Source organism: Variovorax sp. GW821-FHT09D04, from assembly GCF_059416405.1.
In genome coordinates this window covers 367603-385401 of the sequence record NZ_JBWKPA010000002.1, presented here as the reverse complement: position 1 = coordinate 385401, position 17799 = coordinate 367603, and the positions used below count along the sequence as shown (strand labels likewise).

Sequence of the window (17799 nt, the reverse complement as noted above, 5' to 3'; positions counted from 1 at the left end):
GGAATTCGCTCAGGTTCGGATGCTCAAGGCTTGCAAGGTGCGCCCGGCTTGCAGTCCGCCGTTGCGGCAGTGGCCTGCGCCGACGGTGCGGGGTCGGAGGTCTTGCTGCGCTTGAGCAGCGCGGTCAGCAGGTCGGTGTCGGGATCGGGCCCCTTCGGCCGTGCCGCCGTCTGCGCGAGGTCGGTGCGCGCGGCGGGCTTCGCGGCCTTGCTGGTGTTGGCAGCGGTCTTGACGGGCTTGCCGTTCGCGGCCGTGCGCACGGGCTTCTTCGAGCCCGACGCGATGCGCTCCGGTTTCTTTGCAGCAACGGTGCTGGCCTTGCTGTCGGCGCCTGCCTTCTTTGCGGGGGAGGCCGCCGCAACGCGCGCAGGCTTCGCGGCCGGCGGCACGGCCATGGGCTGCGCACCGATGGCTGCGAACGGCGTGGAGGCCTGTGGTTGTTGCTGTTGCTGCTGTGGTGCCGGCGGCGGCGTGCTGTCGCCTTCGATGATGCGTGCGGGCGTGGGCTCCGGTGCCGCGGCTGCAACGGGCGCGTCGGGCTTCGGTGGTTCCTTGGCGGCAGGCGCTGCAACCGGCGCAGGCGTTGCTGCCGCCACGGTCGTGGCTGCGGCATCCGCGCGCTTCGATTGCAGGTGGTAGGTCGTGGCACCTGCCACACCGAGCAGCACCGCGAGCGAAGCCCACACGCCGGGCCGTGCGAAGAAAGAGCGCGCGCCGCTTTCGCGGCCACCGAACTGTGCGAGCACACGCGTGGATTCGCCTGCGGGTGCGGCGGTCGATGTGGCCGCGGTGGGTGCGCTCGAACCGAGCAGGCTCGGTCGGTCCTTGTGGGCGTCTGACGCGCCCATCATGGATGGGTGGTCCGGCTGGCTGCGGGCATGTGATTTCTCCCCTCGGCTTTATGTGGCGTGATCAACGCGATATCGCAATTGGGATGCAACAAGGTGCTGCGTGCGATGGGTTCAAATTTTTAAGCGACTCATACAATTGAGTGGCTCTCATTGAACACCGTTGATCTTCTTCACTCTCTTTTGTTATTTTGCCTTGATGGTGGCAGCACTTGCCATCTTCTTGTTCCCTTCTTTTCGTGACCGTGTGTTGCGAGCGACGGTCTCAATTTCTACTGCTATTGCATTCTTTTTTATTGGAATAGGACGTCGTCTCGGCTTTGTGTCCGAAGCAAGTTTTCAGTTGATGCGCGACAGCGGATCGGGAGTGCGTACTTTTGCCGTAAGGCATCGCTACTTGTTGCTGTCGGGTATGGGTCTGCTTATCGTGCCGGTGTTGTTAAGTGTGACTTTCGGAAGTGGCCGGGTTCTGTTCTTCGACGACTGGGCCGCCACAAGCGATCCGAAGATCGAGGCCTTGCTCAAGGGCGAGCAGCTGGTGCCGCCGCAGCCGTTGCCGCCCGAGGTGTTTGCGACGGCAGAGGTCGAGCAGATTCGTCCGCTCACGAAAGAAGGCAGTCGGGACTGGGCTGTTCTCGATGTGGACTTTCGTAATCGTTTGCTGCTCGTCTACAAGATCATGAAAGAAAAGCACGGCTACGACCTCGCATTGCTCGAGGGTTATCGCAGCCCCGAACGACAAGCCAAACTCGCTGCATTGGGCAATACAGTGACCATGGCGAAGGCCAATCAAAGCTATCATCAGTATGGACTTGCGGCAGACAACGCGTTCTATCGCAATGGCAAGCTGGTGATCTCTGAAAAAGATCCATGGGCCATGGAAGGCTATCGCCTCTATGGCGAAGCGGCCGAGTCCGTGGGCTTGGTGTGGGGTGGTCGATGGTCCTTCAGGGATTACGGTCACGTGGAGTACCGCAAGCCGGGATTTAAATTGTCACGCAACTGAATGCCGAGACGACACCTGTCGCATCGGCACACCACGAGGCAATCAAGGGGGAGAGTTCAAATGGGTGAGGATCAACCCGAGGCGGACAACGACCGCCCGTGGATCGTTCTGCATGACAAGACCGACCACGGTGGCTTCGTGATCACCGCATCCGAAAACACGCACATCGATGAACGGCGTGTGGCGCGCATCGGCGACATGGTGTCGTGCCCGCGGCCCGGCCATGGCATCAACCCCATCGTGACGGGCAGCGACTGCGTGTCGATCGATGGCCGTCGCGTGGCGCGCCACGGCGACCGGGCGGCCTGCGGTTGCAGGCTGTTGTCGAGCCAGATCGCTTCCGCGTCCGAATGACGGCGGTGTCTCCTTCTTCGGCTGCAGGCATGGCATGCGGTCACGCGACCGCGTGGGCCGCTGCCATCACCATCGCGTGACCCAGGCGTTCGAAAACTCCGGATGCTGTCGCGACTGATCAAGCCCGTTCTTTTGGCCTGCGCCGTGTTCATCACGGTGTGGGTGCTCGTGATCGTCTACTGGCAGTACACGGCGCGCATGCCGAGCACGAGCGACATCGTGCTCTACCTCGTGGTGCTGCCGCTGGCGCTGATGCTCTTCTATGTGGTGCTGCGCCGCATCTTCACGGCCGCGCCCGCTGCCGCGTTGCCCGCAGCCGGGGCGACAGTGGCCGCAGGCGCCGCGGCCTCATCGAATGCCGCGGCAACCGAGGCTTCGCAGGAGCGCCTGCAGATGGCCGTGCTGGCCTTCGCCCTTCGCACGCCGCGCGGCAGCGATGCCGACACGGTGGCCACGGCGATCGGCCAGGCGCAGACGCCAGAGATCGTTCCCGAACTGCGTGACGGCGAAGGCTTTCCCGTCATCGCGGGCCGCGTCGAAGGCATCGACGAGAACGAGCTGCGCGAGCACCTGCGCGAAAGCCTGCAACCCGCTGGCGAAGCTTTCGATATCGATGCGCTGCCCGACGATCGGCTGCGCGCCATCCATCTCATGTCCGACGTGCTGCAGGAGCTGCTGGCGTCCGCGGCCGAAGCCATCGCCAACGCGGGCGATGCGCTCGCGGTGCGCGCGCCCGGGCGCTTCGTGTCCAGCGGCGGCGTCATCCCGGGGCCGGCGGCGGCGCCGCAGCTGAACCTCTCGCTGCTGTTGCCGGGTGCATGGAGCGAGAGCGAACGCGCGATCGCCACGCAGTGGGTGCAGCAGCGCGTGCGCGAAGGCGATGCCTCGCAGCGCTGGCTTGTCGACTGCTTCAAGAGCGAAGACGGCGTGTCCGGCATGGCGCTGCTCGACCGCATCAGCCTGTCGCTGCATCGCGAGCAAAGGCCCGCGCTGTGGATCGCGCTGGCGGCCGATTCCTCGGTGTCCGAAGCGAGCATTGCGCGCTGGGAGGCCGACGGCCTGCTGTACACCGCCACGCGCCGCAAGGGCCGCGTGCCCGGCGAAGCCGCCGCGGGCCTGCTGCTCGTGCGCGCCGGCGATGCACTGCTGGCACCGGCCGAGGCCGTGCGGCTGTCGCGCAGTGCCAGCGGCCAGCGCGAGGCCTCGGCCGACACCGCGCGCACACCCGATGCCAGCCTGCTCGATCGCTTCGCCCAGCACCTGCTCGCCACCTCGACGCTCGAGACCGCCCAGGTCGACTGGGTCGTGAGCGACGCCGACCACCGCACCAGCCGCGTCACCGAAGTGGCCAAGCTCGTGCAGGAGCGGCTGCCGCACGTGCCCTTCGAAAACAACCTTTCTGTCTGCGCCACCCTGGGTCACCTGGGGGCCGCGGCCGACATGAGTGCCGTCGTGCTCGCGTGCCACCTGGCCGCGCGCGATGCACGGCACGTGCTCGCCATTTCCGTGCAGGACGCGCTCGCGCGGACGGCCCTCCTGGCCGGCCCGGCGAGCCCCGCGTCATCCGCTACTTAAACAGGACCGATTCCAGAAACTTCTATGCGGCGATTCTTCAGTTTCCTGGCCGATCCGCGCACCTTGTCGGTGATCGGCGCCATCGCGCTCGGCGCGTTCCTGCTGCTCGGGGCGCAGACGCTCGAAGTCGGCGCGATCTGGGCCGTCGGCATCTTCGTGGTGCTGCTGCTGTTGTGGCTGCTGGTGTGGTTCGTGCGGCGCATGCGCACGCGCGCGGCCAACCGCAAGCTCGGCGACATGCTCGAGGACCAGGCCGACGCCGCCGTGCGCGACAGCGACCCCGAGCGCAAGGCCGAGATCGACGAGCTGCGCGGGCGCATGGTCGAGGCGGTGAAGACCATCAAGACCTCGAAGATCGGGCAGATGTCGGGCAGCGAGGCGCTGTACGAGCTGCCCTGGTACATGGTCATCGGCAACCCGGCGGCGGGCAAGAGCAGCGCCATCCTGAATTCGGGCCTGCAGTTCCCGTTCGCCGACAAGGGCAACGCGGTGATCCAGGGCATTGGCGGCACGCGCAACTGCGACTGGTTCTTCACCACCGAAGGCATCGTGCTCGACACGGCGGGCCGCTATTCGATTCACCAGGAAGACCGCAAGGAGTGGTTCGGCTTCCTCGACCTGCTCAAGAAGTACCGGCCGAAGGCGCCCATCAACGGCATCATCATCACGGCCAGCATTCCCGAGCTGATTGGCAGCCGGCCCGACTTCGCCATTCAACTCGCGAAGAACCTGCGCCAGCGCATGCAGGAACTCACCGAGCGGCTCGAAGTGTTCGCGCCGGTGTACGTGATGTTCACCAAGGCCGACCTGATCACCGGCTTTGCAGAATTCTTCGGCGACAGCGACAAGATGGAGCGCGACCGCGTGTGGGGCGCCTCGCTGCCGTACGACGGTGACGAGAAGCAGGACGCCGTGGCGCTGTTCGACAAGCGCTTCGACGAGCTCTACATGGGCCTGAAGGAAATCAGCGTCTCGCACTTCGCGAACCACCGCAGCAGCGACCCGTCGCCCGAGCTCTTGATCTTTCCGCTCGAGTTCGCGGCCATCAAGCCCGCGCTGCGCGCCTTCCTGGCCACGCTGTTCGAGAGCAACCCCTTCCAGCACAAGCCGGTGTTCCGCGGTTTCTACTTCACCAGCGCCTTGCAGGAAGGCACGATGCGCAGCCTGTCGACCGAGCGCATCGCCAAGCGCTTCGGCCTCACGCTGAGCAACGCGGCCACCAAGTCGAAGGAAATCTATTCGCAGAACGGGTTCTTCCTGCGCGACCTGTTCTCCAAGGTGATCTTTGCCGACAAGAAGACGGTGCGGCAGTTCTCCAGCCCCGTGAAGGCGCGCGTGCGCTACGTGAGCTTCTTCGCCTTCGTCGCCGTGCTGGGCCTGCTGCTGGGCGGCTGGACCTGGTCGTACCTCGGCAACCGCCAGCTGGTGGAGAACGTGCAGGCCGACCTCGACAAGGTGGTCAAGCTGCAGGCCAGCGACAACGGGCTGCGCACGCGCTTCGAGGCGCTGGGCATCCTGCAGGACCGCATCGAGCAGCTCGAGAAATTCCGCAACGACCGGCCGCTGTCGCTGTCGCTGGGCCTGTACCAGGGCAACCAGCTCGAAGACAAGCTCGTGGCCGAGTACTACGGCGGCGTGAAGCAGCTGATGCTCGCGCCGGTGTCGGACAACCTGCAGGCCTTCCTGCGCGAGGTGAACGCGCACCCCGACCGCCTGAAGCGCGCCGACGCGGTGGCCGCACTGACGGGCGGCACGGCGCCCGCGCCGTTGCCGGTCGCCGGTGCCACGACCACCACGGCACCCGCCGCAGCGCCGGAAGGCGGCGGCCTGTATGCCGGCTCCTCGCCGGCCGACGTGCAGGACGCCTACAACGCGCTCAAGACCTACCTCATGCTGTCCGACAAGCGGCAGGTGGAAACGGCGCACCTCACCGACCAGATCTCGCGCTTCTGGCGCGGCTGGCTGGAGAGCAACCGCGGCGACATGCCGCGCGCGGCGGTCATCCGCGACGCCGAGCGCATGATCACCTTCTACCTGCGCCGCGTGGGCGACGACAACTGGCCCGCGCTGGCCGACACCAACCTGGCGCTGGTCGAGCAGACGCGCGACAACCTGCGTCGCGTGGTGCGCGGCATGCCGGCGCGCGAACGCGTGTACGCCGAGATCAAGGCGCGCGCTTCCACGCGCTTCGCGCCGATGACCGTGGCGCGCATCCTCGGGGCAACGGCCAGCAGCGCCGAAGCCGAAGGCACCCTCGCCGGCAGCGTCGCCATCTCGGGCGCGTTCACGCGCGAGGCCTGGCAGCAGTACGTGGACGACGCGATCCGCGACGCCGCGAACAAGGAAACATCGAGCAAGGACTGGGTGCTCAACGTTGCCGGCAACGACGACCTGACGCTTGAAGGCAGCCCGGAGCAGATCCGCAAGACGCTGGCCACCATGTACAAGCTGGAGTACGCCAAGGAGTGGCAACGCTTCCTGCAGGGCATCGCGGTGAAGGACATGGGCAGCTTCGAGCAGGCCGTGGTGGCGATGAACCAGCTGGGCGATCCGCAGAACTCGCCGATCCGCAAGGTCTTCGATACGGTGTACGACCAGACCTCATGGGACAACCCCTCGCTGGTCAACGCCGGCCTGCAGCAGGCGCGCACCGGGGCCTTCAACTGGTTCAAGCGGCTCTTCAGCCGCGCCACGCCGTCGCAGGTCAACGTGAACGTCGACCTCAACGGCGGCGCCACGGAAATCCCGATGGGCCCGATCGGGCGCGAGTTCGCGGGCGTGGCGCGCCTGGTGGTCGAGCGCGACAACACCTCGCTGCTGCGCGGCTACCTGGGCACGCTGTCCAAGCTGCGCGGGCGCTTCAACCAGATCAAGAACCAGGGCGACCCCGGGCCGGGCGCGCGCCAGCTCATGCAGCAGACGCTGGAGGGCAACGGCTCCGAGCTGGCCGATGCGCTCAAGTACGTCGACGAGCAGATGCTCACCGGCATGGACGCCGCGCAGCGCCAGGCGCTGCGCCCGCTGCTGGTGCGGCCGCTCCTGCAGGCCTATGCGGTGACAGTGCAGCCGACGGCGGTGGAGGTCAACAAGATCTGGAGCGCGCAGGTGCACCAGCCCTTCCAGCAGTCGCTGGCCACCAAGTACCCGTTCTCGGCGAGCGCGAAGATCGAAGCCTCGCCGGCGGAGATCGCGCAGTTCTTCGGGCCTGAAGGCGCCATCGGCAAGTTCGTGACGACCACGCTGGGCTCGCTGGTGATCCGCCGCGGCGACCTGCTGTCGCCGCGCGCCTGGGGCGACCAGGGCCTCACGCTGAGCCCCGACTTCGTGAACGGTTTTGCGCAGTGGGTGGCACCGCTGTCGGGTGGCGCCGCGGCCGGGGCCGGCGGCAGCGCGCAGCCGCAGACGCTGTTCCAGATCCTGCCGCAGCCCGTGTCGGGCCTGACGGAATACATGGTCGAGATCGACGGCCAGCAGCTGCGCTACCGCAACACGCCGCCGCAGTGGTCCAACTTCGTCTGGCCCAACGCACAGGGCACGCCGGGCGCGAAGATCACCGCAGTGACCTTCGACGGGCGCACGGTCGAGCTGATCAACGAGCCGGGCAACTTCGGCCTGGAGCGCCTGCTGAGTACGGCGCAACGCACCAAGTTGCCCGACGGCAGCTTCGAGCTCACATGGGCGCGCGACAACGCGAGCGTGACCGTCAAGCTGCGCGTGATCCAGAACACGCAGTCGGCCGGTTCGGGCGGCGATTCGCCGCAAGGCAAGGGCCTGCGCGGCACGGTGCTGCCGTCGACGGTCGCGGAGATCGGTGTGCCGCGCGCAGCAGCACCCGCAGCGGTTCAGGCACCGGCCCAGGCGCCGGTGCAGGCAGGGGGAGCAGGCAAATGAGCGCGCCACAACAGCTGTGCTACTTCGGCAAGTTGCCCGGTCGCGGCGACTTCGTGAAGGGCCTGTACAACCCGCAGCTCATCAAGGTGTTCGACCACTGGCTGTCGCAGACCATGGAGATGCTGTCGGAAGACCCGCGCTGGAAGCTGATCTACGACAACGCCGCGCCGATGCACTTCGTGTGCCTGGGTTCGCGCAGCCGCGTGGCCATTGCGGGGCACGTGCGCCCCAGCCGCGACGAGTCGTCGCGCCGCTACCCGTTCCTGGCGGCCACCTCGGTGGACGTGGACGAGGCGCTCGACTTCATGCGCGGCGCGCCGATGCTCATCGGCCCCTACTGGGACCGCATGGCGGTGCAGGTGCAGTCGCTGGCGGCCGGCACCGACCTGGACAACGAGCTGAAGAAGTTCGAGGCCATCGACCCGGCCATCGAGACCGGCTTCAAGAAGTCGGCCTCGCGCGCCACCTATGCGGCGTTCACGCGCGACACCAGCCTGCTGCGCATCGAGCAGATGCTCAACTTCGACGGCCACAAGGTGTCGCTGCGCCGTGCCATCCTGGCGCTGGGTTTGCTGCTGCAGCCGGTGATGGCCAGCGCGGTGTCGCACCTGGAAAAGGGGCTCACGCTGCCGCTGCCGCGCGACCCGGTCGACCGCTCGCTGATCGCCACCTTCTGGCTCGAGATGGTGTCGCAGTTCCTGGCCAAGGCCGACTTCGAGCTGGTGCTGCTGGTCACCGAGATCGACGGCCGCTCGCGGCTGGTGATCGGCTTCAACGGCCTGTCGCCGCGCAGCCTGCAGAGCGTGCTGCACCCGCAGGTCTACACCGAGCACAACATCGACATCGACAACCCGGAGTGGGTCGAGGACACCATCCACAGCAACTACGCGATGTTCAAGCTGGTGAGCTACCTCGACCAGCCGCAGCTGCCGCTGGACATCGTGCTCACCGCCTTTCGCGAAGTCTTCATCGGGGAATGACACGGTCATGAATTGTTCTTTGCGCGTTCTCGTGCTGTCCATGGCCTGCGGGCTCGCGCTCGTGCCGGCCGTGCAGGCCCAGCAACCACAGCAACAACCGCCCGCGGCGGGCGCCACCGCCGCCCGCGTCGAGACCACGCCCGCGGCCGTCGGCAAGGGCGAGCCGGTCGTGGCCGGCGGGCAGGTGCCCGACGAAGCCACGCGCATCGCCGTCATCGAGGCGCTGCGCCGCGTCTATGGCCCCAGCGGCGTGATCGACAAGATCGAGGTGGTGAACACCGTCAGCATGCCGGCCAACTGGGCCGCCAACGTGCAGCGGCTGATCACGCCCTCGCTCAAGGACATCCACCGCGGCCAGCTCCAGATCGAGGGCACGCAGATGGCGCTCAGCGGCGAGGTCGGCAACGAGGCGCTGCGCCAGAAGATCGTGAGCGACATGGCGAATTCGCTCAACCCGACCTACACCATCAAGAACAGCCTGCGCGTGCCCGCGTCGGAGCAGATCGCGGTCGACCAGGTGCTGGGCAACCGCACCATCGAGTTCGAGCTGGGCAGCGCCACGCTCACGGGCAAGGGCCGCGCCATCCTCGACGAGATGGCGCCCATCCTGCAGAAGCTCACCAACAAGTCGGTGGCGGTGGTGGGCCACACCGACAACGCCGGCAACCGCACGTCGAACCTGGCGCTGAGCCAGTCGCGCGCCGAATCGGTCAAAGGCTACCTGGTGGGCAAGGGCATCGACCCGATGACGCTCACGACCTCGGGCGTGGGCCCGGACCAGCCGGTGGCGAGCAACGCGACCGACGAGGGGCGTTCGCGCAACCGGCGCATCGAGTTCCGGGTCGGACGCTAAATAAAAAGGCCCGCAACGCGGGCCTTTTTTCTTTCGCTCAGCGCGCAGTCAACGCGACTCGTCGTCGCCCTTGGGCAGATCGAGCAGGTCCACCAGCTGGGCCAGCTCCTGCTCGTTCTTGATCACGTTGCGCAGCCAGGCATGCAGCGGCATGTCGGCCCAGCGCGCGGCCTTGTTCGCCATGTAGGCGGCCGGGCTCGAAGGCTCGGTCTGCTCGAAATACGCCGCCACTTCCTTGAGCTGCGCGATGGCCTGCGCGCGGCTGTGGATGCCGGGTGGCAGCGCGGCGGGCACATGCACCGCCGCGTGGTAGGTGGGAGATGAATGGGGCATGGCGGCGTCGAAGACAGGTTCGATGCGGGTCGGGGCAGCCGGTGCGCTGGCGGCCGGTGCAGCGGCAGTGGCTTGCTGCGCCGCGCCGTTGTCGATCGGCACGCCGGCCTCGCGCGCAAAGCGCTCGACGGCCTGGCGGATGGCCGTGGCCGCGTCCTTCGCGGCGCGAAAGCTCGGGCCGTTGGAGGCGGTGCGTTCGTCGAACACGGCCTCGAACTCGGCCAGCGCCTGCTCGCAGGCCTGCACGTCGCGGTGCGTCTTCTGCAAGAACTTCGCGGGCGTGGCGCGGCGCAGGCGGTCGAACTGCTCGAGCGTCACCTTGTTGCGTTGCAGCTCGTCGGCCTGCGCCGGCGTGCGGCGGATGGCCTGGTCGAGCGCCAGCGCGGTCTCCCACACCAGCGCGCTGTGGCCGGTGTGGCCGTCGCTCACGATGGGCGCGCGCTGCAGCAGCTCGACCGAGCGCGAGATCAGCCAGGTGACGGTGCCGATGCGCATCTCGATGTCGCCGCCCTCGGGCTGCGGATGCAGTTCATCCCAGTACTGGCGGCACAGGCCGCTGAGCAGGCGGTAGCCGTCGGCCAGCCCCTCGAAGCCGCGCTGGCTGGCCAGCGCGTCGGTGAGCCACACGCCCAGCCGCAAATCCTTGGTGGACGCGCGCAGCAGCTTCTCGCACTCCGAAATCACGAAAGGCCAGTTGGCTTCCTTCAGCTCGATGACCCATTCGCCCTGTTCGAGCGAGGGATCGTCGTGCTTGCGCGCCTCTTGGATGGCGTCGAACTCGCGCGAGAACAGCATGTCCTCGCCGCAGGGCTTGGCCTCCGAGATCGGGGCCAGCAGAGCCGCGAGGTCGAGGCGGTTCGTCGCGGCCGTGGTCATGGCAGCGAGATCGTCAGGTTGGCCTGGCGCGGGCCGAGCTTCACGATGTCCTGGTAGCTCGCGAGCGCGCCCTGCGTGGTGCTGCCCAGGTGCGCCGACAGGCCGATGAAGCCCAGCAGCCCGATGAGCGCGAACAGCGCGGCCACCACCCACTGCGGCGCCTCGCGCTTGAGCGAGTGCGAGATGAGGTCGGGCAGCGGCCAGTGCGGCGCGAAGGGCGTGCGCTTGCCGCGCGCGTTGGCGATCTCGTCGCCCACGCGCGCCGTGAGGTAGGCCAGCTTCTCGGTGCCGTCGATGGCGTACTTGCCCTGGAAGCCCAGCAGCAGGCACATGTAGAACACCTCGAGCGTCTGGATGCGCGCGGCGCCGTGGGCCCGCTCGACCTCGAGCATGTTGAAGAAGTTCTCGCCCGCCAGCTGGTCGCCGAACAGCGTGAGCTGCAGCGGCCGGCGCTCCCACTCGGAGCGGATGGCGAACTCGGGCGCCGAGAGCACGAACTCGTCGACCGTGGCGCAGAAGGCGTACTTGGCCGCGTGGATCTGCTCGGCCGTGGCGTCGAGCTTGCGCGCGTTGCGCTCGAACTCGCCCAGGTAGTTGCGGATGCCCGTGAGGAACTGCTCGGTGGTGGCCGGCTGCTGCTTCTTCTTCAGCAGGAACAGCATCACGAAGCCGTCGTACAGCAGGTCGAGCAGGCTCGAATCGGCGTCGGGCGCCACGCCGGCCGGCGTGAACGAAGCGGGCGGCGCGTCGGCGCCCAGCAGGGAAGGGGCCTTGTTGAGGGTGGTGGTGTTCATACGATCGGGCGGGTGATCAGCCGGTCACGGCGATCAGTTCGAGTTGCATGTCGGGGATGCCGGCCGGCGCGTAGATGGTGACGCTCTGCGCCTGCAGCATGCGGTCGTACAGCTGGCTCTTGCTGTCGATGGAAAAGTAGCAGGCGCCCGCGCGGATCGGAATGGCCGGCGGCACCTGCGGCGCGTAGACGATGCGCACGCCCGGCATGGCCGAGAGCACGAGCTTGTCGACGTCTTCGGGCGCGCCGATCTTGAAGCGCTGCGGCACCACCTCGGCCAGCTCGGCGGCCGGCATGCTGGCGGTGACCGACATGTAGAACACGGTCTTCTCGTCGATCTTTCCGGAGTCCAGGCGCCCCAGGTAGAAGGCGTTGCGCGTCTCGGTGAGCGCAATGGCGAAGTAGCGCGTGGAGATGACGGTGTCGAGCAGGTCGCGCACGATGCGGTCGAGCTCGGCGAAGGCCGGGCCGGGCTTCTCGTGGTCGTACACCGGCAGGTCGTTCAGCGAGTAGGTCTTGGCGAAGGTCATCAGCGCGCCGGCCAGGCTCAGCAGTTCCTGGAACAGCCGCTCCGGGTGCAGCGACGGGTGATGGAACAGGTGCGAGAGCGAGGCGAACGCCGAGTTGGCCGTGTGCAGCAGCCAGAACGAGGCGATGTCGCCCGAGCGGAACTCGATGATGTTCTTGCTCGGCTCGCGGTGGATGCCGTACAGCGAATTGACCTTGGCCTGCAGCACGTCGAGCAGCCGGCGCAGCTGCTGGAACACGGTGGGCGAGGCGTCGATGCTGGTGCACGGCGGCACGAAGCTGCGGTCGATCTCGAAGCCGCCCGCGGCGGTGCGGCGGATGCGGATCACCGGGATCGACACGAACTGCTCGCGCGGCTCGGTGTCGGCCAGGAGCTTCACGCTCTTGCGCAGGAACACCACCTCGGCGCTCACGGCGTTGGTGTACAGGTCGAGCGACTGCGTCGCGTCGCTGGTGTAGCGCGCGGCAAAGCCTTCCTCGTTGGGGTCGGTGTAGTTCTTGCCGAGCTCCTTCACCGGGTGCAGCACGAGGTAGAAGGTGATCTCGTTCTGGCCCGGGCTCAGCGTGTCCAGCGAGATGGGCGGGGGCAGCGCGTCGGCTTGCGGCGCCGCGTAAGGCTCGCCGTCGGGGAACACCAGCGACAGCTGCGAGGCGCGCAGCATGCCGCTGGCCAGCGCATCGAGGTCGAAGCTGATGGAGCGCACGCCCCAGAAGTACGGATGCAGCGTCTGCGCCGTGGCGCGCAGGCGCGCCTCGTGGTACGCGTCTTGGCGCTGGAAATGCTGGGGGCGTAGAAACAAGCCCTCTCCCCAGAGGACCTTGGCTGCATAGCTCACGTCGGATCAACTCCCCTCAATTTTTTTTGAATGTATCGCATCGTCGTGTCGACTTGAACGGCCCCGCCGTCGCTGCAGATCAGGCGGGAGAGGGCCGGCAAGTCACCGGCCCCAACAGGTTGAGCGCGCCCGTGGGGGCGGCGCCTTGTGCGTTCTGCTGGCCCACCACCGCGCCTGTCGTGACGGTGAGCGCGCAGGCATGCGCGCCCATCACGATGCCGGTTTTCTCGGCGTCGGCGGCGTTGAAGGCGAAGCGCCAGCGCTGTGCATCGGGCGAGTGGAACAGCACCACCACGGCCACCGCGTTGGCGCTGCGCGGAACCATCTCGGTCCAGGTGTATTGCTGGTCGGGAATGAGCGTGATCTCGCGGCTCTCGACGAGGTCGTCGCCCAGCTGCGTCTTGTCGCGCCCCGGCGTGACGAAGGCGTCGAAGGACGACTGGTAGAAGCCCGTCGTCTCCTTCAGCTTGTAGATGCGCATCACCACGGACAGCGGGCGGTTGCGGCCGTCGGCGTTGAGGTTCTTGCCCGCGGCGATCGACATCGTCACCTTGCGCGGGGGCTTCTGCGACTCGGGCAGCTCGGGCTTCTTCAGTCCGCTCGCCTCGAGCGCGATGTTGGCGATCGTGAGGGCCGGCGAGCTGCACCCGCCGAGCATCAACGCGGCCAGCAGCGCGCCAGATGTAATTAATATTTTCATTAAAAGCGAGTCGTAACAATATTTCGATGGACCAAATAGGATTAACCGATTTCGAAAATGACTTTCGATTAGGAAATTAGCATTAATCCGCCCCCGTCATTTGCCATCCACGCGGCTGTAGTATCGTGTATTGTTATTGTCAACGGTCGCAATTTAATGAATGATTGCGGCCTGCTAAAAAGTCAGATCAGGGGGGAATGTGTCGATTCGAAAAATCATGTCGCGCACGATGATTGCCGGTGCCATTGCGAGCACCGTCTTTTTGTCGGCCTGTACCACCACGCCGGACGCGGCCGTTGCCCAGGCCACCGCGGCCTACAACAAGAGCCTGGCCGAGGTCGATGCCGCCGCGGCAGCCGCCACCGGCGACAAGGCGCCCGTCATCCGTCAGTACCAGCAGCTCGCCACCGACAACCCGACCCGCGGTGAGCCGTGGTCGCGCATCGCGCAGATCTACTTCAACGAAGGCCGCTACAGCCTGGCCATCTCGGCCGCCGAGGAGTCGCTGCGCCGCGACCCCTCCAGCCGGCAGGCCAAGAGCATCACCGCCGTGGGCGGCCTGCGCCTGGCGGCCCGCTCCATCGAGGACCTGGGCAAGGACAGCAGCCTGAGCGGCGACGCCAACGCCGACGCCTACCGCCTGGCCGCCCTGCTGCGCGAAACCCTGGGCCTGTCGGTCCTGGTGCCCGCCGGCCCCGAAGCCCGGCCGGCACCCACGCGCCGCGCCGCGGCCCCCAGCCCGGCACCCGCGCCCTCGTCGTCATCGTCCGCCGCGCCGACCCCGGTCGCCGCCGCACGGCCCGCCCCGGTCGCCGCGCCGCGCCCGGCACCTGCCGCGCCCGCCCCGCGCGCGGGTGGCGGCAATCCATTTGACGCGCTCAAGTAATTGTCCGGTTTTTGAATTGGTTTTTAAACCAATGTATTAACGAATGGGCGTGCGATCTGGAAATGGGTCGTACAACTTTTTAATTCGTTTCTCAGTCCTATTGCGAAGGTATTGAAGCTTATGGCGACCAAAAGACAGAGCGTGCAGAAGCGTCTCCAAAAAGTGCGCCCGCCGCGCGTGCAACTCACGTACGACGTGGAACTCGGTGACGCCATCGAGAAAAAGGAATTGCCTTTCGTCGTCGGCGTGATCGCCGACCTGGCGGGCCAGTCCGAGGTCGAGCAGCCCAAGCTCAAGGACCGCAAGTTCGTCAACATCGACCGCGACAACATGGACGACGTCATGAAGGGCGTGGCCCCGCGTGCCGCCTTCCAGGTGCCGAACAAGCTGGACGGACGCGGCGGCAGCTTCGGTGTCGACCTCACCTTCAACTCGATGGACGCCTTCTCGCCCGAAGCCGTCGTCGAGCAGATCGAGCCGCTCAAGCGCCTGCTCGACGCGCGCACCAAGCTGGCCGACCTGCGCAACAAGATGGCCGGCAACAGCAAGCTCGAAGACCTGCTGGCCGACGTGCTGAACAACACCGAGCAACTCCAGCGCCTGGGACAAGGCGTTGGCAAGAAGGACGAAAGCTGAACATGACCGCGCAAGCACTTTCGGCATCGGGCGGTGCCTCTTCGTCCCAGGTTTCGTCTGAAGTCTCCGTCGACCTGCTCGACCAGATCGTCGAGAAGAGCAAGGTCGCCAAGTCCGACGTGGAACACACGCGCACCAAGGACCTCATCGGCGAACTGGTCAGCCAGGTCCTCGAAGGCTCGGTGATCGTCTCCGACAACGTGTCGGCCATGATCGACGCCCGCGTGGCCGACCTCGATGCGCTCATCTCCGCCCAGCTCAGCGCCGTGATGCACGCGCCCGAGTTCCAGAAGCTGGAGAGCACCTGGCGCGGCCTGGAGTACCTGGTCAAGGAAACGCCGACCGGCACCATGCTCAAGATCAAGGTCATCAACGCCACCAAGCGCGACCTGATCCGCGACTTCAAGGCCGCCGTCGAGTTCGACCAGAGCGCGATGTTCAAGAAGGTCTACGAAGAAGAATTCGGCACCTTCGGCGGTGCGCCGTTCGGTGCGCTGGTGGGCGACTTCGACGTCACGCGCCAGCCCGAAGACATGTACTTCCTGGACCAGATGGCGCACGTGGCGGCTGCCGCGCACGCGCCCTTCATCGGCGCGGCCTCGCCCGAGCTGCTGGGCCTGGAAAGCTTTGCCGACCTGGGCAAGCCGCGCGACATGGCCAAGGTGTTCGACACCGTCGAGTACGCCAAGTGGAAGTCGTTCCGCGATTCGGAAGACTCGCGCTATGTGGGCCTCACGCTGCCCCGCTTCCTCGGGCGCCTGCCCTACCACCCGCGCGAAGGCACGGTGGTCGACAGCTTCAACTTCGTCGAAGACGTCGACGGCACCGACCACGCCAAGTACCTGTGGTGCAACGCCGCCTGGGCCTTCGCCACGCGCCTGACGGCCGCGTTCGACGACTTCGGCTGGTGCGCGGCCATCCGCGGTGTCGAAGGTGGCGGCCTGGTCGAAGACCTGCCCACGCACACCTTCAAGACCGACGAGGGCGAGATCGCCCTGAAGTGCCCGACCGAGATCGCCATCACCGACCGGCGCGAAAAGGAGCTCAGCGACCTGGGCTTCATTCCGCTCGTGCACTGCAAGAACTCCGACTACGCGGCGTTCTTCGGCGCGCAGTCGCTGCAGAAGGCCAAGAAGTACAACACCGACAGCGCCAACGCCAACGCGGTGCTCTCGGCGCAGCTGCAGTACATCTTCTCGGTGTCCCGCATCGCGCACTACCTCAAGGCCATGATGCGCGACAAGATCGGCAGCTTTGCCTCGGCGCACAACGTCGAACAGTTCCTGAACCGCTGGATCGCGCAGTACGTGCTGCTCGACGACAACGCGACGCAGGAACAGAAGGCCCAGTTCCCGCTGCGCGAAGCCGCCATCCAGGTCGGCGAAGTGCCCGGGCGGCCCGGCGTGTACCGCGCGGTCGCGTTCCTGCGGCCGCACTTCCAGCTGGATGAACTGTCTATTTCACTGCGCTTGGTCGCCGATCTGCCGAAGTCAGTGAATAAGTAAGGAGGCAGATCGGGTGCGCGGCCGAGGGGCCGTGCTGCAACACGTTAACTGTCAGTAATCAATCAATCAAGAAGGGGAAGAAACATGAAAGATATCTACGTCAAGTTCGGCAGCCCGGCCATCAACGGCGAGTCGCAGGACAAGGACCACAAGGACTGGATCGAAGTCAGCTCGTGGCAGCACAGCATCGTGCAACCGCGCTCGGCCACCGCGTCGACCGCCGGCGGCCACACCGCCGAGCGCTGCGAGCACGGCGAGATGATCTTCACGAAGGACATGGACGTCGTCAGCCCGCTGCTGTACCAGCACGCGTCGGGCGGCACCACCTTCGACGAAGTCACGGTGCAGTTCTACCGTGCCGACGGCGAAGGCAAGCGCGTGCAGTACATGGAGATCAAGCTCAAGTACGTGCTGATCGCCAGCGTGAACCCGAAGGTCGTGAGCACCGATGTGGCCAGCGTGCCGAGCGAGACCTTCTCGCTGAAGTACGCCGCCGTGCAGTGGAAGTACACGCAGCAGAAGATCGGCGGCAACCAGGGCGGCAACTCGCAAGGCGCCTGGAGCCTCACGAAGAACGACAAGACCTACTCGGTCTGACGCCAGTCGGGCAATGACGACCGCGGCGCAGGCCGCGGTTTCTTTTTGGCGCCGCGCCCCTCGCGCGGCGCCGTGCCCGTTGTCCGACGCGAGAGACAGGGAGTGACCCATGACAGGATTCGAACCGGGCCTGCTCGACAAGCTGTTCGATGACGACTGGCGCGGGCCGGCTTCGCCGGTGCTGCGGCATTTGTCGCTTGACGAGGTCAAGAACGTGGTCGCACGCGACCTCGAATCCCTGCTCAACACGCGCATGGTCTTCGACGACGCCAAGCTCCAGCCCTACCCCGAGTGCCGGCGTTCCGTCATGACCTACGGCCTGAGCGATTTCTCGGGCCTGAGCCTGGCCAGCCACTACGACCGTTCGTTCATCTGCCGCTCGCTGGAGCAGGCGATCGCCCGCCACGAATCGCGCCTGCGCGATGTCTCGGTGTCGCTCGAGGTCGACGGCCAGGCCAGCACCCACATGCTCTATTTTGGAATCACCGCCCTGCTCGTGCTGCCCGAGCTGGCCGAGCCGGTGAACTTCGACGCCATGCTGCAGCCCACGACGCTGCAGTACTCCATCACCCGCGGCACCGGCAAGAGCCGGTACGCCTAGC

16 protein-coding genes are annotated in these 17799 nt (G+C 66.5%); 11 read left to right on the top strand and 5 right to left on the bottom strand.

Annotated features, from left to right (window positions below; all coding sequences use genetic code 11):
• Positions 1 to 23 precede the first annotated feature (23 nt).
• Complete coding sequence (locus AC07O4_RS08035) at positions 24 to 851, bottom strand: hypothetical protein (RefSeq protein WP_495304236.1); 828 nt, start codon at positions 849 to 851, stop codon at positions 24 to 26.
• A 160-nt stretch (positions 852 to 1011) separates the two neighbouring features.
• On the opposite strand from AC07O4_RS08035, the gene AC07O4_RS08030 reads away from it, so the two are divergent.
• The 6 genes from AC07O4_RS08030 (at position 1012) to AC07O4_RS08005 (ending at position 9507) form a co-directional block, all read left to right on the top strand.
• Positions 1012 to 1854 (top strand): M15 family metallopeptidase, encoded by an 843-nt coding sequence (locus AC07O4_RS08030; protein ID WP_370681903.1) that lies wholly within the window; start codon positions 1012 to 1014, stop codon positions 1852 to 1854.
• A gap of 60 nt (positions 1855 to 1914) precedes the next feature.
• Complete coding sequence (locus tag AC07O4_RS08025; RefSeq protein WP_062481115.1) at positions 1915 to 2208, top strand: PAAR domain-containing protein; 294 nt, start codon at positions 1915 to 1917, stop codon at positions 2206 to 2208.
• A 102-nt stretch (positions 2209 to 2310) separates the two neighbouring features.
• On the top strand, positions 2311 to 3783 hold the full coding sequence (locus tag AC07O4_RS08020; RefSeq protein ID WP_495304235.1) for a hypothetical protein: 1473 nt from the start codon (positions 2311 to 2313) through the stop codon (positions 3781 to 3783).
• 24 nt (positions 3784 to 3807) lie between these two features.
• On the top strand, positions 3808 to 7674 hold the full coding sequence (gene tssM, locus AC07O4_RS08015) for a type VI secretion system membrane subunit TssM (RefSeq protein ID WP_070062956.1): 3867 nt from the start codon (positions 3808 to 3810) through the stop codon (positions 7672 to 7674).
• Positions 7671 to 8654 carry a type VI secretion system-associated protein TagF gene (gene tagF / locus AC07O4_RS08010; RefSeq protein ID WP_095950376.1) on the top strand — a complete coding sequence of 328 codons (984 nt, stop codon included), beginning with the start codon at positions 7671 to 7673 and terminating at the stop codon, positions 8652 to 8654. Before tssM ends, tagF begins: the two co-directional genes overlap by 4 nt.
• Positions 8655 to 8661: 7 nt before the next feature.
• A complete protein-coding gene (locus tag AC07O4_RS08005; protein WP_495304233.1) occupies positions 8662 to 9507 on the top strand; it encodes an OmpA family protein in 846 nt (281 codons plus the stop codon).
• Positions 9508 to 9555: 48 nt separating this feature from the next.
• Here the strand turns inward: AC07O4_RS08005 and tssA are convergent, their stop codons facing one another.
• From tssA to tssJ, 4 genes are all read right to left on the bottom strand, one after another.
• Positions 9556 to 10716, bottom strand: coding sequence for a type VI secretion system protein TssA (tssA, locus tag AC07O4_RS08000; RefSeq protein WP_390347936.1), 1161 nt, complete (start codon positions 10714 to 10716; stop codon positions 9556 to 9558).
• Positions 10713 to 11510: a type IVB secretion system protein IcmH/DotU gene (icmH, locus tag AC07O4_RS07995; RefSeq protein ID WP_062481127.1), complete on the bottom strand. Its 798-nt coding sequence runs from the start codon at positions 11508 to 11510 to the stop codon at positions 10713 to 10715. The genes tssA and icmH overlap by 4 nt, the downstream gene beginning before the upstream one ends.
• A 16-nt stretch (positions 11511 to 11526) precedes the next feature.
• Positions 11527 to 12873 (bottom strand): type VI secretion system baseplate subunit TssK, encoded by a 1347-nt coding sequence (gene tssK, locus AC07O4_RS07990; RefSeq protein WP_062481129.1) that lies wholly within the window; start codon positions 12871 to 12873, stop codon positions 11527 to 11529.
• Positions 12874 to 12952: 79 nt separating this feature from the next.
• Complete coding sequence (tssJ, locus tag AC07O4_RS07985) at positions 12953 to 13573, bottom strand: type VI secretion system lipoprotein TssJ (protein WP_062481131.1); 621 nt, start codon at positions 13571 to 13573, stop codon at positions 12953 to 12955.
• A 217-nt stretch (positions 13574 to 13790) separates the two neighbouring features.
• On the opposite strand from tssJ, the gene AC07O4_RS07980 reads away from it, so the two are divergent.
• The 5 genes from AC07O4_RS07980 to tssE all read left to right on the top strand — a co-directional run bounded on the left by AC07O4_RS07980 (position 13791) and on the right by tssE (position 17798).
• Positions 13791 to 14459 (top strand): tetratricopeptide repeat protein, encoded by a 669-nt coding sequence (locus tag AC07O4_RS07980; protein WP_159279611.1) that lies wholly within the window; start codon positions 13791 to 13793, stop codon positions 14457 to 14459.
• A gap of 120 nt (positions 14460 to 14579) precedes the next feature.
• Positions 14580 to 15095, top strand: coding sequence for a type VI secretion system contractile sheath small subunit (gene tssB / locus AC07O4_RS07975; RefSeq protein ID WP_062474762.1), 516 nt, complete (start codon positions 14580 to 14582; stop codon positions 15093 to 15095).
• 2 nt (positions 15096 to 15097) lie between these two features.
• The gene (gene tssC, locus AC07O4_RS07970; protein WP_495304231.1) at positions 15098 to 16600 is read left to right on the top strand and encodes a type VI secretion system contractile sheath large subunit; all 1503 of its coding nucleotides are present in this window, start codon (positions 15098 to 15100) and stop codon (positions 16598 to 16600) included.
• A gap of 84 nt (positions 16601 to 16684) precedes the next feature.
• Positions 16685 to 17197, top strand: coding sequence for an Hcp family type VI secretion system effector (locus AC07O4_RS07965; protein ID WP_062474768.1), 513 nt, complete (start codon positions 16685 to 16687; stop codon positions 17195 to 17197).
• A 109-nt stretch (positions 17198 to 17306) separates the two neighbouring features.
• Positions 17307 to 17798 carry a type VI secretion system baseplate subunit TssE gene (gene tssE, locus AC07O4_RS07960; RefSeq protein WP_495304230.1) on the top strand — a complete coding sequence of 164 codons (492 nt, stop codon included), beginning with the start codon at positions 17307 to 17309 and terminating at the stop codon, positions 17796 to 17798.
• The last annotated feature ends 1 nt before the right edge of the window (position 17799 follow it).

Bases quoted from the DNA above. Each gene is read 5' to 3' on its own strand.
- AC07O4_RS08035 (WP_495304236.1), bottom strand. From the start codon at position 851: ATGATGGGCGCGTCAGACGCCCACAAGGACCGACCGAGCCTGCTCGGT.
- AC07O4_RS08025 (WP_062481115.1), top strand. From the start codon at position 1,915: ATGGGTGAGGATCAACCCGAGGCGGACAACGACCGCCCGTGGATCGTT.
- AC07O4_RS08020 (WP_495304235.1), top strand. From the start codon at position 2,311: ATGCTGTCGCGACTGATCAAGCCCGTTCTTTTGGCCTGCGCCGTGTTC.
- tssM (WP_070062956.1), top strand. From the start codon at position 3,808: ATGCGGCGATTCTTCAGTTTCCTGGCCGATCCGCGCACCTTGTCGGTG.
- tagF (WP_095950376.1), top strand. From the start codon at position 7,671: ATGAGCGCGCCACAACAGCTGTGCTACTTCGGCAAGTTGCCCGGTCGC.
- AC07O4_RS08005 (WP_495304233.1), top strand. From the start codon at position 8,662: ATGAATTGTTCTTTGCGCGTTCTCGTGCTGTCCATGGCCTGCGGGCTC.
- tssA (WP_390347936.1), bottom strand. From the start codon at position 10,716: ATGACCACGGCCGCGACGAACCGCCTCGACCTCGCGGCTCTGCTGGCC.
- icmH (WP_062481127.1), bottom strand. From the start codon at position 11,510: ATGAACACCACCACCCTCAACAAGGCCCCTTCCCTGCTGGGCGCCGAC.
- tssJ (WP_062481131.1), bottom strand. From the start codon at position 13,573: ATGAAAATATTAATTACATCTGGCGCGCTGCTGGCCGCGTTGATGCTC.
- AC07O4_RS07980 (WP_159279611.1), top strand. From the start codon at position 13,791: ATGTCGCGCACGATGATTGCCGGTGCCATTGCGAGCACCGTCTTTTTG.
- tssB (WP_062474762.1), top strand. From the start codon at position 14,580: ATGGCGACCAAAAGACAGAGCGTGCAGAAGCGTCTCCAAAAAGTGCGC.
- tssC (WP_495304231.1), top strand. From the start codon at position 15,098: ATGACCGCGCAAGCACTTTCGGCATCGGGCGGTGCCTCTTCGTCCCAG.
- AC07O4_RS07965 (WP_062474768.1), top strand. From the start codon at position 16,685: ATGAAAGATATCTACGTCAAGTTCGGCAGCCCGGCCATCAACGGCGAG.
- tssE (WP_495304230.1), top strand. From the start codon at position 17,307: ATGACAGGATTCGAACCGGGCCTGCTCGACAAGCTGTTCGATGACGAC.